The organism is Paraburkholderia sp. BL6665CI2N2 (assembly GCF_004366535.1).
Lineage (GTDB): Bacteria > Pseudomonadota > Gammaproteobacteria > Burkholderiales > Burkholderiaceae > Paraburkholderia.
The window spans coordinates 33,753-47,491 of the sequence record NZ_SORC01000003.1 but is presented as its reverse complement, the minus strand read 5'-3'; the positions used below and the strand labels follow the sequence as shown (position 1 = coordinate 47,491).

Sequence of the window (13,739 nt, the reverse complement as noted above, 5' to 3'; positions counted from 1 at the left end):
CTTAGCCGACTCACAAGTCCGCCATGGACAGTCCTCACAACCCGATATAGTTAAAGTTGTCATATGACAACTTGTAGTGGCTTTATAGAAATGTCCTGTCTTGGCCTGGACATGACTCACGCATAGCTTTCGGAAGGAATGCCTGTCGACCCTTACCGGTGCTCGCGCGTGCCAGCTGCGGCTTCCCCTCGCTTCTGGCAACCGCATGCTAGCCACCAACCGCTCATGAACTGGTGCGCTCGAAGCGGAGAGAGCCACCTGTCTTTTCCTTGGCTTGCGGAGGAAGGGTGCCAACTCAGATCGAGCGCGTCGGACCATATCACCTGGCGGGCGCCGGCGCTGCGGGTTGTAACCGGCATGGATATCAGCACTGTCGCATGCAGGTTAGAACGGCCTTGGGAAGCGTAGGGATCTGAGTGACGGTACGCCGGGATATCAAGCTGAAAACGGCTCCTCGGGAGCAATTGCCGCTTCGGGGGCGACCGTTGATAATCGATGCAGTTCGCCAGCAGTTGCGGCGCCATGTTTCACAGGACAGTATGACCGAAGTGTCTTTTACCGCCGCTGACTATAACGCCTGGCTCAGCGAACTTAAATCCCGCGTCGAGCGCGCGCGGCAGCGCGCCGCGTTGTCGGTCAACCGGGAGCTGGTATCGCTTTATTGGCAGATAGGCCGCGAGATCCTCGAGCGGCAGCGGCGACAAGGGTGGGGCGCGAAGGTCGTCGATCAGCTGGCGCGCGATCTGCGCGCGGCGTTTCCCGACATGCGCGGGTTTTCGCCGCGGAACCTGAAGTACATGCGTACGCTGGCCGAAGCCTGGCCGGGCGAGGAATTTGTGCAATACCCTGTTGCACAATTGCCCTGGTCTCATGTGGTCACGTTGCTGGATAAGCTTAAGGCATCAGAAGCGCGCGAGTGGTACGCCGCCAAATCGATCGAACACGGCTGGTCCCGGAACGTGCTGGTGATGCAGATCGAAAGTCGCCTGCAGGAACGCCAGGGCAGTGCCGTCACCAATTTTCCCGATCGTCTGCCTCCGCCTCAGTCAGACCTTGCCCGCGACACACTCAAGGATCCGTATATCTTCGATTTTCTGGGCCTGACCGAAAGCGCCCAGGAACGGGACATCGAGCATGCGCTGACGCGACACATCACGCGTTTCCTTCTCGAACTGGGCGCCGGCTTCGCATTCGTCGCACGGCAATACCGGCTTGAAGTGGCCGGCGACGAGTTCTTCATCGACCTGCTGTTTTACCATCTGAAGCTTAGATGCTACGTGGTTGTTGAACTGAAGGCGACGCCATTCAAGCCCGAATATGCCGGTCAGTTGAACTTCTACCTGTCAGCCATCGACGCACAGGTCAAGGGACCGCACGACCAGCCCACGATTGGCTTGTTGCTCTGTAAGGAAAACAATCGGCTGGTCGCCGAATATGCGTTGCGTGGCATCGCCAACCCGATGGGCGTCGCCGAATATCAGTTGCTGCGCGACATCCCGGCGCCGCTCATGCCGGACCTGCCGTCAATCGAGCAGATCGAGGCGGAGCTTGGACCGGATGAAGGACCTGAACGATCTGGGCACTCATAAGATGGACTATCGAAGCACCTATGAGCACGGTCTCATGGCTGCGCCGAACGATTTCATCGTTCACGTCCCATCGCAGATGATCTGCGATGAAACAGCCACGGTGCCTCGGGCACTGTTGCCAGAGTTCGTTGTCAAGCTGATCCGTGAGCGCTCGCCGTCGATCGGCCGCATTCGTAACCTGAGGATTCTTTCCTAGGCCGTTCGGTTTTCCGCGGACCGATGATCGTTGCAGAAGTCTCCCGTTTTGATCATCTATGGGACCAGTTTCGAAAGGGCAGGTATAAACCACTGTCCGCGATCTGGCCGGAGAAGCAGTGCGCGAGGCTGCATCAGTCAATTTGACATAAGATAAATTATCAACAATTTTAACGGGGTGCGATGGTATCATCGCGGCGACTCCACGCTGGCTCCGCTTGTCGACTGCCGGTTCCCCCACGATAATTTCCTTCCGGGCGCGACAACCGGTGCCCCGACTACCAAAGCGCATGAACAAAGATCTGGGTACGCCCGCATGGGCTGAGGATTATCACCACTGGTTTGCCGAACTCAAGCAGCGCGTCGAGCGCGCGCGGCAGCGCGCCGTGGCCAGCGCGAATCGCGAACTGGTCACACTGTACTGGCAGATTGGCCGCGACATTCTCGACAGGCAGCAGCGACAAGGCTGGGGGGCCGGCGTTGTCGACCGGCTCGCGCGCGACCTCAAGGCAGCGTTTCCCGACATGCGCGGATTCTCGCCTCGCAACCTCAAGTACATGCGCGCGCTGGCACAAGCCTTCCCGCAGCCGGAATTTGTGCAACAGCCCGTTGCACAATTACCGTGGTCGCACGTCGTGACACTGCTGGACAAGCTCAACGACGACGCCCAACGGTTGTGGTATGCGGAAAAGTCGCTCGAGCACGGCTGGTCGCGCAGCGTGCTGACCATGCAGATCGAGACGGCCGCCCATGGGCGTGCCGGCAACGCAGTCACGAATTTCGCCGACCGGTTGCCGCCACCGCAGTCCGATCTCGCGCGCGACGCGCTTAAGGATCCGTATATCCTTGACTTCCTCGGTCTGGCCGAGAACGCCCAGGAGCGCGACATCGAGCGCGCGCTCACCCAACACATCACCCGCTTCCTGCTCGAACTGGGCGCCGGCTTCGCATTCGTGGGACGCCAGTACCGGCTGGAGGTAGGCGGCGACGAGTTTTTTGTCGATCTGCTTTTCTACCATCTCAAGCTGCGTTGCTACGTCGTCGTCGAACTGAAAACAACACCGTTCAAGCCCGAATATGCAGGCCAGTTGAACTTCTACCTGTCCGCGATCGACGCGCAGGTCAAGGCGGGCGAGGACCAGCCGACAATTGGCCTGCTGCTGTGCAAGGAAAAGAACCGGCTCGTGGCGGAATATGCGCTGCGCGGCGTGGCCAACCCAATGGGCGTTGCCGAATATCAGCTTTTGCGCCATGTGCCTGAATCGCTGGAAAGCGGTCTGCCATCAATCGATCAGATCGAGGCGGAACTCCGGCCCGATTTGCCCGATGCACAGCGGCAGTGATCAGCCCGGATGACTGGACGATTGCCCGATCGTGGGGACGGCGATGACGCCCTGGTCTGCCAGGGCGTGCATGCGTGGTCCTGATCCGCGCCTATCTACCTGCGCTGCCCGTCCCGCCAGACTGCCGCTTTGCTTCAGCAACCAGCTCCTTGAGTGCCTCGATTCCAGCATCCGTGAAGGCGGTTACGGAGACCAACTGCTCGGCGGGGACGTCCAGATCGTCGATGATCCCGAGACACCCGTCCTCTGGCTCCAGGTTCAGAGTCGCCAGTTCGTCCAGCCAATCCACCGGCTCTCGGAGCATCTTCGCGACACAGGAGATCGTATAGACAAAACTCGGTGCTGCCATCGTATTAGATCTCCTTGAATTCATGGGCATCCAGCCCTGTAATGCCGTTCTACCCCGGTTCCGGACGTCCATGTGAGCCCCAGTTTCTGTCGCGTGCCGCGGGCGGCAGGTGGGCGTGGTCTGCGTGAACATCGCCGCGGTGCCGGAACTGGGTCGACGCTGGATTTCATCTGTTATGCCGGCCAGGCCTGGTGCAGGAGACTAAAAAGCCGGTGCGCTCGTCGCGCAATGCGGAGATATCGAGTGCATGCTGCGCGCGAGTCACGGCCACGTAAAGCAGCCGAAGCTCATCCTCGTCCGGCATCGGGCGGCCGTCGGCACCGCGCAGGCGAAAATCGTTCGCCACCTTGACCCGCTTCCATTCGAGCCCCTTGGCACGGTGTACGGTTGAGATCCCATAGTCTGCGGCGCCTGCCGTCGCCGGGCGCGGCGCCAAGGCTTGCAGATAGCCAGTACCGAGTTCGTCGACGATGCGCACAACCGGCAGCAGGTCCTGACCAAATGCGCTGCGCGCAAACGCCTGCGCATCGCTCCGCCGCCGGGCGGAATGCCCGCTGGCCGGCCAGCAAGCGGTCCGCGCCGTCAGCGTATGCGAGAATCTCGGCCGGACTCATCCGGATCGCAGGTCGATGTCCCGCCTCGAGTGCCGCGGCGAACTGCCCAGATCGCCGTGACATTCTTCCGGCACAGGATTGCGTCGACCGGCGGCGCTAGCGCGGCATCTTCCATCAGGATCGAGCCGATGGTTTCCTGTTCCCGGATGGGCGTGCGCTCACCGAGCAGTGCGAGCACGCGTCCGCGTTTGATCACCGGAAGCAGCACACCTGGCGTTGCGAGAGCCAGCAGCATCCGTCACATCTCAAGAAGCTTAAGCCCGTTTTCGGCACACCATTGCCTCAGCGCGCTTTCGACAGCATCGGTTTCAAACGAATACCAGCGCTCGAGAACGCCCTCACGGTCCAGCAAATCCTTGAAACGCGCATAAGCTCCTTGCCGCCGGAATAGTCCTTCGACCTGGTCATAACGCGCAGGCAACTCCTGTGCGACAAAGCGCAAGGCGAGACGTCTTCCGAGATCGAGCTCGTTCCTGTGCGGTATCGCAAGGTAGCGATCGGAAGTTTCAAGGTCGTCAGGAATCTCCTCGTCGAGCGCGTCGCTGGAATCAGAAGTCCAATAGATCTTGCCTGTATCGAGCGAGACATACGCGTTATGCTCCGTCGGCGCCGCGTAGCTGACGAAGTCAAAGGCCAAAGAAAGATCATCGTGCTTGACTGCGACCATGGCTGCACCCAGCAGGTTGTACATGGCAGGTCGGCAAACCGGTCCGGGGATAGGGTTTGTCGCCCGTTTCGCCGCGTCTGCAACGCGACTCAAAGCTCTTCGCTCGGGTCAGCGATATCGAGCCGGAACTGCCATCCTTCCATGCTCATGAGCATTTGCCCAAGATCCTCCCATGAGACCTCCTTGCCGTCGATCACCACGAGTGGCAAGCGCCCCGCCTGCGTCTCATCCCATTCGATATGCCCGCGCACCGTACTGTCAATGATCCGGCGCTCATGCAAATCGATGTGCCTGACCGACAGCGCGCGACGCACCTTCTCAACGAGGCGCCCGAGCAACACGAACACATCTTCGTCAGCTTCGCCGATCAACTGGAACCGGTAGCCCGCGCGAAGCTCTCCCCGAAGCTCAAACGCATCCAGTGCCATCCGGTTGCCCAAAAGCCGAAGCCGGAAATGGAACTGGTGCGGCTCCCCGTGGCAGTCGATCATCCGGATGGGGTCAAGGCGGACGTTCTCGAAATCGGTGAATCCAGTGGACTCGGCAATCCTGGCATTGAAGCACAGAGTGCAGAGCAACTCATAGCGGCTATCGCCAGATCCGCAGTGTATGGTGTCCCAGGGTGGCGTCTGGTTGCCGCATTGTTCGCAACGCTCGTGTGCCATGTCGTGCCTGCCGTAACGGTTCTTCCCGCGATCGCCGGGAGGATAGATTCCGGTTGCCGTCTTCGGCAATGTACGTCGCTGTTGGCGGCAACATGCAGCCCGACGAACCCGCAATGGTGTGCACGGGAACTGGTGGAACCAATGCTGCTATTTTGACAGAGACTGGGAGCGCCTGCCGGGCTTCGGGGACGAGCAGCGCACGACTGGCGTCAAGCGTCTTCCGCCGCGTGACCGGGAAAGCGACAGGACATCCATGATCGACGCGATCGATGAGGTCACTCCCGCTTGACTTCCGTACACGAAAAAGATCCTTCGTTGCCCGCTCCATCGCGTCAGTCGCTTCCATGCAGACGCGCTACCTGTCAGGAGCTCCGAGGCTGGCACCACTTCAATCTACAATATGTAGGAATACGCACTATAATGTGATCATTTCTTTTATGTCAAATTGCAAGCTTTGCGAAAAATGCTTGATCGCCGCCGTTGGTTCAAGTGATTTTGAAAATCATCTGGCGGGCCTCCGGCCGCCCGCCCTGCTGGCGTTTTTGCTTTCTTCAACGCGTCATCTTACGCGCCGGCGGTGCCATGTTGCCGAGCTGGTCGCGTAACATGTGGCGATGAAAAAGACGAAATCGCTCTATCACGGCCATCGCTTTCCTGCAGTCGTCATCAGTTGTGCGGTTCGCTGGTACTTTCGGTTTCAGTTGAGTCTGCGCGACATCGAAGAGCTGCTGTTTGAACGTGGCGTGGTCGTGAGCTGCGAGACGGTCCGCCGGTGGTGCGAGAAGTTTGACGCAGGCTTCGCACATCGCGTCAGGGCGGCTCGCCGGAAGCTAGGCACCATCTGGCATCTTGATGAAATGTTTGTATCGTTGCGGGGTGAGCCTTACCTGTTATGGCGTGCGGTTAATGAGAATGGCGCCGAACGGTTCTTCAGGCGCGTGCTTCGTTCATGCCCCGGTAAAGTGGACCCCAGTGTCAAGACAGAGATGATCGCAATTCTCGCACCGCCGCCGCAGCCACTCAGATAGACTGCAGCGGGGGTCTGGTATCCGAGCGACTGATGAGGCCTCTCGCCGTTATAGTAGGCAAAGTACTGCGCCAGCCCCACCGTCAGTTCGCCCATCGTCGCATAGCCCTTCAGATAGACGTCCTCGTGCTTGACGTTGCGCCACAGGCGTTCAACGAATATATTGTCCAGCGCCCGGCCCCGGCCGTCCATGCTGATCGCCACACCGGCGCCTTTAAGCACCCCGGTGAACGCGTCGCTGGTGAACTGCGAGCCCTGGTCGCTGTTGAAGATCTCCGGCTTGCCGTACTGGCTCAACGCATCTTCCAGGCAGTCGACGCAGAACCCGGCGTCCATGCTGTTGCTGATGCGCCAGGACAGCACCTTGCGGCTATACCAGTCGATGACGGCCACCAGATACGCAAAGCCGCGCGCCAGCCGGATATACGTGATATCCGTACTCCAGACCTGGTTGGGCCGCTTCACCTCGACGCCACGCAACAGATACGGATAAATCTTGTGCTGCGTATGCCTGACGCTCGTGTTCGGCCCTGGCGCCATGCCTCACAGTCCCAGCTGCCGCTCAGGCGTTGCACGCGCTTGCGGTTCACCACCGCACCCTGCGACCTCAGGTACACCACCATGCGCCGACTGCCGTAGAACGGCCGCCGCGTGTACTCTTCGTCAATCAGCCGGCACAGCAGCAGATCGGCCTCGCTTGCTGCGCGCTGCGAGCGCTGAGCATAGACCTTCGCACGCGCGACCTGAGCGAGCACGCATTGCCGGGCCACTGGCACTTCGTCCGACGGATCGATCCATCCCAGACGCGTCTCCCGGCTCACAGCGACAACTTTTTTTGAGCCAGTCCACTTCCATCTTCAGCCGTCCGATCTCGCCGTACAGCCGCTCCGGCGCGCTTTGATCGTCCACCGGCTTCGGCCCCCGCTTCACTTCAAACAGCGCCGCGGCTCGCTCCTGGATCTCCTTCTTCCACTGCCCAACCAGAACCGGGTGAACCCCGTATTTCTGCCCAATCTCGTTGATCGTCTGTGTACCTCGTACCGCTTCCAGACCCACCTTTGCCTTGAACTCTGACGTGTACACGTTTCTTGTTTTTCTCGTTTTTCCGGCAGTCATTACCCGTTTCCTGTCATCTACGACGACAGCTTAAATGCTTGTCTCAATTTCGGGGTCCACTTTACATGTGTTCGTCAAGGCAGCAGCCCGCGTGAACAATCGGGTCGAGAATAGCCATCAACCTACGCGTGAACGTGAGAAGCGCATGCGCGGCTTCCGTGCGCTCAAACGGACTCAGGCGCTCCTGGCGAGTTTCGGGCCGATCCGTCCAGCACTTCGCGCTCAAGCGGCATCTGTTGCGCGCTTCGCTCTACCGCAAACAGCTCGCTGAGCGCTTTGCCGCATGGCATCGTTTCACCGAGCTTGCCCAAAATTCGTCACCTGCTTGAGCAAGCACATGCCTTCTGCAGGTATTGTGTCGTCGACGAGTCAACGTGACAACGCCGTTAATCAATCGCCTGGAGGGAACAGTGACGCGTCAGCAAGAATAATGTCGGCGGTCTTTTGGTAATGATTTTTCATCAGTTCGATCGCCCGATCGCAATCCCCTGACACCACCGCCTTCAGCATTTCTTCATGCTCTTCTCGCTCATGTCGCTTGGGATACACTCGGCGCACCGACAATTGGCGGTAACGGTACAACTGATCCGCGAGCTGCTCACAGAAATTGAGAAGCCAACTGGATTGACATCCGCCGATCAGCGTGCGATGAAACGCACGATGCAACCGCTCCCAAGCAGGATTCTCCACGTACTCTGTGTCACTGAGAGAGCGCGGAACCTTGGATAGGCGGTGATAGGTGAGTACGACCTGCTCTTCCCATTCCATCGATCGAATCGTAAACGCTTCCCGCAATGCCACTTCTTCGAGCCAGCACCGCGTACGAGTAATTTCACGCAAATCAGTCTCACTGATTCCAGCGACCGCGAACCCGCGTCCATCACGCCGCTCCACCAATCCGTCCGACGTCAACCGGTTGAGTGCTTCGCGGACAGGTGTTTGGCCCGCCTGATATTGCTCGCAGAGGAATTCAATTTGCAGTTTTCGGCCCGGTTCGAGTTTCCCATCAAGCAGATCCGTTCGGATCCGATCATAAAGGTTTGTCGCCAAGGTTGCCGTCGGCGGCACTCCGCTGTGTGCCAAAACAGGAACCTTTTGCGCAAGCGGGCTGGCGAAACTGGACAAGTGACACCTCAGCAACAGTGGATAGTAACTAAGACAGTATATCCATAAATGCCGTTCATGACCAATTCATCTATCGGGATCGGTGTTTTCCCTATTAAAATACACAAAACTAACAAAACGAGATTTATGTATATATAATTTCCGACATCCGAATTTTTTGTATCTTCTGACTCGATGAAACCTCTTGCACCGGCGCAAGCAAACCGGATCACCACGGAAGCCGTGCGGGCAGCTTGCGAAAAGCAGTCCCGGCCGATTGCCTCTGTCGTTGTCGATCACCTGGCACTGAAAATGGGCACCCAGCGCGAAGACGGCGCGGCCACGTTGCCCATAAAGATCGGAGCGGGTAAAGGCTCTGTTGTGGTCCGCACGGATGTTCGAGTCAGTCATGTAAAGGCCAACTTCGCCTTTTTTAGGGTGATCCCCGTAGCGAGGAGCAGGTCGACCGCTCAGACCGGCTCGGTAGTTATCAAAACTGCGGACGGTTATGTCGACGGCGCAATGGCAGACGTTGGTGGCACGAGCGATAAGGATGGGATCGTCCGCATCGAAGGCGTGCCAGCCGCGGCCCTGCCGCACTCGTGAGGACTCCGATGCCTGTCCCCATTCACCGCCTTTGCGGGCATCGCCACGGCATTGATGTTCATTCGCACATCGTGCCGGCAACGTTCCCTGCCTATATCGGATCGAAAATACCGTCGGACTGGCCTTCCATGGTGCCGGCACATGAATGTCATCGCCACGTGATGATCGACGGGAAGGTGTATCGCACCGTTTCCGATCGCTGCTGGGACGTCAGCAGGCGGATCGCCGATATGGATGAGCAGCGTATTGGCGTCCAGGCCGTCTCACCGATGCCTGAATTATTGTCTTACTGGATGCCTGTCCAAGAGGCATTGTTGTTGGTACAACACCTGAATGGCACGATCGCCGGTATGGTGGACGAGAGCAGCGGGAGAATGGTTGGCCTCGGAGCAGTACCGCTGCAGGACATCGATGTGGCCATCGGCGAACTTACGCGCATTATGTGCACGCCCGGATTTGCTGGTGTAGAAATCGGCAGCAACGTCAACGGCCTACCAATCGGGGCACCGCAATTTGATCCGTTTTTTGAAGCGGCCGAGGCCCTGGGTGCCGCTGTATTCGTACACGCGTTACGTCCGGCTGGGAAAGAGCGTCTCGTCGGACCGGCTCAACTGCTGCAGACGCTAGCCTATCCCACTGATGTCGGCCTTGCCGCTGCATCGGTCCTCTGCAGCAATTTGATGTTGAGACGGCCGCAGTTGCGCATTGCATTCAGTCACGGGGGAGGCACGCTCGCTTCATTGCTTCCTCGTCTTGAGCAGGCATGCAAGGTTTTTGCTCCGTTGCGGGACGTCGTACAGGCGTCGCCGTCCGAACAGGCACGCAAGCTCTTCTACGATTCGCTGGTTTTCGATCAGGCTACGCTTCGCCACCTGCTTTCGTCGTTTGGCGAATCGCAGATCATGCTCGGCACGGACTACCCGTTTGCGTTCCGGGAGCACGACCCCGTCGGACAGACAGAGTCAATAAACCTCGACGAGGCGACTGTCGAACGTCTCATATATCGAAACGCCCAGGAATTTCTGGGAATCAGTTGATGGAGCACCACATGAATCAGTGCCTTATTACGGGCTTAAGAGGAATCGAAATCGGCGTACCCGATCTCAATGCGGCCGAGCGCTTTTACATCGATACCTGGCATCTCGCGGCGGTGGCCCGCACGAACGATGCCGTTTATCTGCGCGGCACGGGCGCAGCGCACCATATCCTTGTACTCGTCAAAAGCGATCGGGCCGATGTGCGCGCCGTGGTTTTTAACGTCGCGTCGGAAACGGATCTGCATTCGATCGCCCACTCCGTCACTGAACATGGCGGCCGTGTGCTAAGCGGTCCGGAGCCGGTTAGCGGGCCGGGCGGCGGTGTGCAGCTGGAAGCGCAGGATCCCCAAGGCCGCGTGCTGCGCTTTGTGACAGGAGATGAGCGCCACACCGATACGCATGACGTCAAGGACCGCCCGGTGAAGATCACACACGTCGTCCTGAACAGCGAGGATGTGTCGGTTGCGCAGCCATTCTTTGAGAAGGCGCTTGGCTTCCGCCTGTCGGACCGCACGCGCATCATGGCCTTCATGCGATGCTCCAGCGATCACCACAGCATTGCACTAGCGGACTCACAGGAAAACTCGCTCAATCACATCGCGTTCCTCATGCCGGACCTCGACTCAGTGATGCGCGGCGGTGGCCGCATGAACGACGCGGGTTATCCGATCGAATGGGGCGTTGGGCGACATGGTCCCGGTAACAACGCGTTCGCGTACTTCCTTGGTCCGTTCGATTTTGTCATCGAATACACCGCCGAAGTGCAGCAGGTCGACGACGCGTATCGGACCGGTGGTCCGGACGACTGGAAGTGGCCGCCTGGCCGGATCGACCAGTGGGGCATCGGCAAGCCGCCGTCCGACCGGATGAAAGCGGCACAGAAGACGGTCTTCTTTTTCGACTCTGCTTCCACACAGAAATAGTCGGCGGTGTCGTCGCACCGCGTTAGCTCATCCAATCCTCGGAATAGACAATGAAACTGGTTACCTTCAAATCTGGCGATACGACTCGCCTTGGTGTCATCGATGACGAAGACGTGATCGACCTGAATAAGGCCGACTCCGCAGTGCCCGCGGACCTGCGCGCGGCACTCATGGCCGGCGTGGATATTGCCGCGGCAGCGAAGCGGGCGATCGCCGCCGGTTCCGATCATCGCGTGCCGTTTCAGTCGCTGGCGCTTGCGCCGTTGGTACCGGAGCCTGGCAAGATCGTCTGCCTCGGCCACAACTACTACGACCACGCGAAGGAAGGCGGCAACCTCAAGCCGGTCTACCCGCTGATTTTCTTTCGCGGCGCGTCTTCGCTGATCGCGCATGAGGATCCGGTGATCCGCCCGCAGATCTCCGAGAAGCTCGACTATGAAGCGGAACTGGTCATCGTGATCGGCAAGCGCGCGCGTCACGTGAAGCGCGAGCAGGCACTCGACTACGTATTCGGCTACTCGTGCTTCAACGATGTCTCCGTGCGTGACTATCAGAAGCGCACTTCGCAATGGACGATCGGCAAGAACTTCGACGGCACTGGCGCATTCGGTCCGTGGCTAGTGACGGCAGACGAGCTGCCGCCGGGTGCCGAAGGCCTGTCCCTGCGCCTCATCCTTAATGGGGAGGTTATGCAGCAGACAAATACGTCAGACATGATCTGGGGCGTCGCTGAGACAATTGAACTGTTGAGCGAATGTCTGACGCTGGAACCTGGCGATGTTGTCGTAATGGGCACGCCGGCTGGGGTAGGCTGGGCGCGCAATCCGCCGGTGTGGATGAAGCACGGCGATCGGGTCGAGGTCGACATTGAACGCGTCGGCCTGCTACAGAACACGGTGCAGGACGAAGTGGCCACATGGTGAACGGTATGCAGAACGATTTCGATATTGTGGTCGTGGGCTTTGGTCCGTCTGGCGCGGTTGCCACCGGGTTGCTCGGAAAGCTGGGAATCAGTACTCTTTGCATCGACCGGACTCGAACCGTGTACGACAAGCCGCGTGCGATAGCGGTCGATCACGAGATCATGCGCGTGTTTCAGGGTCTCGGCGTCGCAGAACACATCGCCCCGCATGTGGCGGTCTTCCCGCCTTCCGAGTACTACGGGGTCGACGGCCAGTTAATAAAAAGGATCGACACTGTTCCAAAGCCCTACCCGCTCGGCTACACGCCAACGATGGTGTTCACCCAACCTCCCGTCGAGGCCGCACTGAGAGACCGTGCAGCGTCGTATGACTGTGTCGAAATTGCGCTGGGCACAGAGCTGGTGGACTTCAGTCAGGACGCACAGGGCGTCACTCTGCGCTTACACGACGACACCGGAGGCGAGCGAACCGTGACCAGCCGCTACCTGATCGGCTGCGACGGCGCATCAAGCACAGTGCGTACCCAACTGGGAATCGAGTACGACGATCTGAATTTCGATGAACCTTGGCTCGTTGTCGACGTGCGGGTCAACGAAAAGGGAATAAAAAAACTGCCGAAGGTCGCAATCCAGTATTGCGAGCCGGACCGACCCTGCACATACATCATCGGTCCTGACAGTCACCGCCGGTGGGAAATCATGTTGCTGCCAGATGAAGATCCACGCGCGATGCAGGATGACGGTCAGGTCTGGAAACTATTGTCGCGCTGGCTGACTCCTGAAGACGGCGAACTGTGGCGCGCGGCGAGCTATCGCTTTCATGCTCTCGTTGCCCGCGAATGGCGCAAGGGTCGCGTATTCATTGCGGGCGACGCCGCGCATCAGCAGCCTCCATTCATCGGGCAAGGCATGTGTCAAGGCGTGCGCGATGTCGTCAACCTGATCTGGAAGCTCGATCTCGTGCTGCGCTCACATGCGCCCGATTCCCTGCTCGATACTTACCACATCGAACGCAGTGCGCACGTGAAGCAGTTGACCACGCGTATCAAGGATATCGGTCGACTGATTTGTGAACGCGACGTTCAGGCCGCGCGTGAACGTGACGCACGCCTGTTGCGTGAAGCGGGGGGAGTGGTCAAGACGATTGCCCGCCAGGATATTGTTCCGGCGCTCGAGGCAGGGCTGCTCTCGAACGTTGGCCATGCCGCCAACGGCACTCTTTTTCCGCAGCCGCGAATTGCGCGCGGAGACACGGAGGTGTTATTTGACGTTGCAGTGGGCGAAGGCTGGCGCATCGTGACTGCTCGCCTCGCGGTGCTTTCGAATGAAGCGCTAGCGGCGGCAAAGCCTCTGGGGGCGTGCCTCATTCAGTTGGAAATGGATGGCAATGACCGTCACGCCGTTATTGATTTCGAGGTAGATGCCGTTGTAGAACTCGACGGAGTGCTAGCCGGGTGGTTCGACAAACATCAGTGCGAGGCGGCGATTGTTCGGCCGGATCACTACGTGTTTGGGGTCGCGAGAAACGCCGTCGAGCTTGTGCAGCAGCTTGAGCAGGTCGCCCGTGCAATTCAGTGACGCA

At 59.1% G+C, this 13,739-nt stretch carries 14 protein-coding genes and 3 pseudogenes; 10 read left to right on the top strand and 7 right to left on the bottom strand.

The window, feature by feature from the left end; genetic code table 11:
• The first annotated feature begins 539 nt into the window (after nucleotides 1-539).
• From B0G81_RS41670 to B0G81_RS41660, 3 genes are all read left to right on the top strand, one after another.
• Nucleotides 540-1,589 carry a PDDEXK nuclease domain-containing protein gene (locus tag B0G81_RS41670; RefSeq protein ID WP_134143925.1) on the top strand — a complete coding sequence of 350 codons (1,050 nt, stop codon included), beginning with the start codon at nucleotides 540-542 and terminating at the stop codon, nucleotides 1,587-1,589.
• 1 nt (nucleotide 1,590) lies between these two features.
• The gene (locus B0G81_RS41665) at nucleotides 1,591-1,785 is read left to right on the top strand and encodes a hypothetical protein (RefSeq protein WP_134144105.1); all 195 of its coding nucleotides are present in this window, start codon (nucleotides 1,591-1,593) and stop codon (nucleotides 1,783-1,785) included.
• Between the two features lie 289 nt (nucleotides 1,786-2,074).
• Nucleotides 2,075-3,127: a PDDEXK nuclease domain-containing protein gene (locus B0G81_RS41660; protein ID WP_121311395.1), complete on the top strand. Its 1,053-nt coding sequence runs from the start codon at nucleotides 2,075-2,077 to the stop codon at nucleotides 3,125-3,127.
• 91 nt (nucleotides 3,128-3,218) lie between these two features.
• Here B0G81_RS41660 and B0G81_RS41655 read toward each other — a convergent pair whose 3' ends face one another.
• The 5 genes from B0G81_RS41655 to B0G81_RS41640 all read right to left on the bottom strand — a co-directional run bounded on the left by B0G81_RS41655 (nucleotide 3,219) and on the right by B0G81_RS41640 (nucleotide 5,422).
• Nucleotides 3,219-3,476: a hypothetical protein gene (locus B0G81_RS41655; protein WP_121325201.1), complete on the bottom strand. Its 258-nt coding sequence runs from the start codon at nucleotides 3,474-3,476 to the stop codon at nucleotides 3,219-3,221.
• Nucleotides 3,477-3,642: 166 nt separating this feature from the next.
• On the bottom strand, nucleotides 3,643-3,954 hold the full coding sequence (locus B0G81_RS45245; protein WP_243856822.1) for an ATP-binding domain-containing protein: 312 nt from the start codon (nucleotides 3,952-3,954) through the stop codon (nucleotides 3,643-3,645).
• 104 nt (nucleotides 3,955-4,058) lie between these two features.
• Entirely contained in the window at nucleotides 4,059-4,325 is a 267-nt protein-coding gene (locus B0G81_RS45240) for a hypothetical protein (protein ID WP_241975127.1), read from the bottom strand.
• A 3-nt stretch (nucleotides 4,326-4,328) separates the two neighbouring features.
• Nucleotides 4,329-4,781 (bottom strand): hypothetical protein, encoded by a 453-nt coding sequence (locus B0G81_RS41645; protein WP_243856821.1) that lies wholly within the window; start codon nucleotides 4,779-4,781, stop codon nucleotides 4,329-4,331.
• Between the two features lie 65 nt (nucleotides 4,782-4,846).
• Nucleotides 4,847-5,422 carry a hypothetical protein gene (locus B0G81_RS41640; protein ID WP_134143332.1) on the bottom strand — a complete coding sequence of 192 codons (576 nt, stop codon included), beginning with the start codon at nucleotides 5,420-5,422 and terminating at the stop codon, nucleotides 4,847-4,849.
• Between the two features lie 614 nt (nucleotides 5,423-6,036).
• On the opposite strand from B0G81_RS41640, the pseudogene B0G81_RS45235 reads away from it, so the two are divergent.
• Nucleotides 6,037-6,345, top strand: a pseudogene (locus tag B0G81_RS45235) (IS6 family transposase); the annotation flags it as partial.
• A 68-nt stretch (nucleotides 6,346-6,413) separates the two neighbouring features.
• On the opposite strand, the pseudogene B0G81_RS41630 reads toward B0G81_RS45235, so the two are convergent.
• Nucleotides 6,414-7,565, bottom strand: a pseudogene (locus tag B0G81_RS41630) (IS3 family transposase); the annotation flags it as partial.
• 64 nt (nucleotides 7,566-7,629) lie between these two features.
• Between B0G81_RS41630 and B0G81_RS41625 the strand changes: the two are divergent.
• Nucleotides 7,630-7,894 (top strand): annotated as a pseudogene (locus B0G81_RS41625) (IS6 family transposase); the annotation flags it as partial.
• A gap of 61 nt (nucleotides 7,895-7,955) precedes the next feature.
• Here the strand turns inward: B0G81_RS41625 and B0G81_RS41620 are convergent.
• Entirely contained in the window at nucleotides 7,956-8,690 is a 735-nt protein-coding gene (locus B0G81_RS41620) for a GntR family transcriptional regulator (protein WP_243856914.1), read from the bottom strand.
• A 174-nt stretch (nucleotides 8,691-8,864) separates the two neighbouring features.
• On the opposite strand from B0G81_RS41620, the gene B0G81_RS41615 reads away from it, so the two are divergent.
• The 5 genes from B0G81_RS41615 to B0G81_RS41595 are packed head-to-tail and all read left to right on the top strand — an operon-like array spanning nucleotide 8,865 to nucleotide 13,735.
• A complete protein-coding gene (locus tag B0G81_RS41615; RefSeq protein ID WP_134143924.1) occupies nucleotides 8,865-9,275 on the top strand; it encodes a heme-binding protein in 411 nt (136 codons plus the stop codon).
• Nucleotides 9,276-9,283: 8 nt separating this feature from the next.
• A complete protein-coding gene (locus B0G81_RS41610; RefSeq protein ID WP_134143923.1) occupies nucleotides 9,284-10,312 on the top strand; it encodes an amidohydrolase family protein in 1,029 nt (342 codons plus the stop codon).
• 11 nt (nucleotides 10,313-10,323) lie between these two features.
• Nucleotides 10,324-11,235 (top strand): VOC family protein, encoded by a 912-nt coding sequence (locus B0G81_RS41605; protein WP_208328650.1) that lies wholly within the window; start codon nucleotides 10,324-10,326, stop codon nucleotides 11,233-11,235.
• Between the two features lie 50 nt (nucleotides 11,236-11,285).
• Nucleotides 11,286-12,158 (top strand): fumarylacetoacetate hydrolase family protein, encoded by an 873-nt coding sequence (locus tag B0G81_RS41600; protein WP_134143921.1) that lies wholly within the window; start codon nucleotides 11,286-11,288, stop codon nucleotides 12,156-12,158.
• A 5-nt stretch (nucleotides 12,159-12,163) separates the two neighbouring features.
• Nucleotides 12,164-13,735, top strand: coding sequence for a bifunctional 3-(3-hydroxy-phenyl)propionate/3-hydroxycinnamic acid hydroxylase (locus B0G81_RS41595; protein ID WP_134143920.1), 1,572 nt, complete (start codon nucleotides 12,164-12,166; stop codon nucleotides 13,733-13,735).
• Nucleotides 13,736-13,739 lie beyond the last annotated feature (4 nt).

Coding starts and splice junctions, on each gene's coding strand:
- B0G81_RS41670 (WP_134143925.1), top strand. CDS start 540: ATGACCGAAGTGTCTTTTACCGCCGCTGACTATAACGCCTGGCTCAGC.
- B0G81_RS41665 (WP_134144105.1), top strand. CDS start 1,591: ATGGACTATCGAAGCACCTATGAGCACGGTCTCATGGCTGCGCCGAAC.
- B0G81_RS41660 (WP_121311395.1), top strand. CDS start 2,075: ATGAACAAAGATCTGGGTACGCCCGCATGGGCTGAGGATTATCACCAC.
- B0G81_RS41655 (WP_121325201.1), bottom strand. CDS start 3,476: ATGGCAGCACCGAGTTTTGTCTATACGATCTCCTGTGTCGCGAAGATG.
- B0G81_RS45240 (WP_241975127.1), bottom strand. CDS start 4,325: ATGCTGCTGGCTCTCGCAACGCCAGGTGTGCTGCTTCCGGTGATCAAA.
- B0G81_RS41645 (WP_243856821.1), bottom strand. CDS start 4,781: ATGTACAACCTGCTGGGTGCAGCCATGGTCGCAGTCAAGCACGATGAT.
- B0G81_RS41640 (WP_134143332.1), bottom strand. CDS start 5,422: ATGGCACACGAGCGTTGCGAACAATGCGGCAACCAGACGCCACCCTGG.
- B0G81_RS41615 (WP_134143924.1), top strand. CDS start 8,865: ATGAAACCTCTTGCACCGGCGCAAGCAAACCGGATCACCACGGAAGCC.
- B0G81_RS41610 (WP_134143923.1), top strand. CDS start 9,284: ATGCCTGTCCCCATTCACCGCCTTTGCGGGCATCGCCACGGCATTGAT.
- B0G81_RS41605 (WP_208328650.1), top strand. CDS start 10,324: ATGAATCAGTGCCTTATTACGGGCTTAAGAGGAATCGAAATCGGCGTA.
- B0G81_RS41600 (WP_134143921.1), top strand. CDS start 11,286: ATGAAACTGGTTACCTTCAAATCTGGCGATACGACTCGCCTTGGTGTC.
- B0G81_RS41595 (WP_134143920.1), top strand. CDS start 12,164: ATGCAGAACGATTTCGATATTGTGGTCGTGGGCTTTGGTCCGTCTGGC.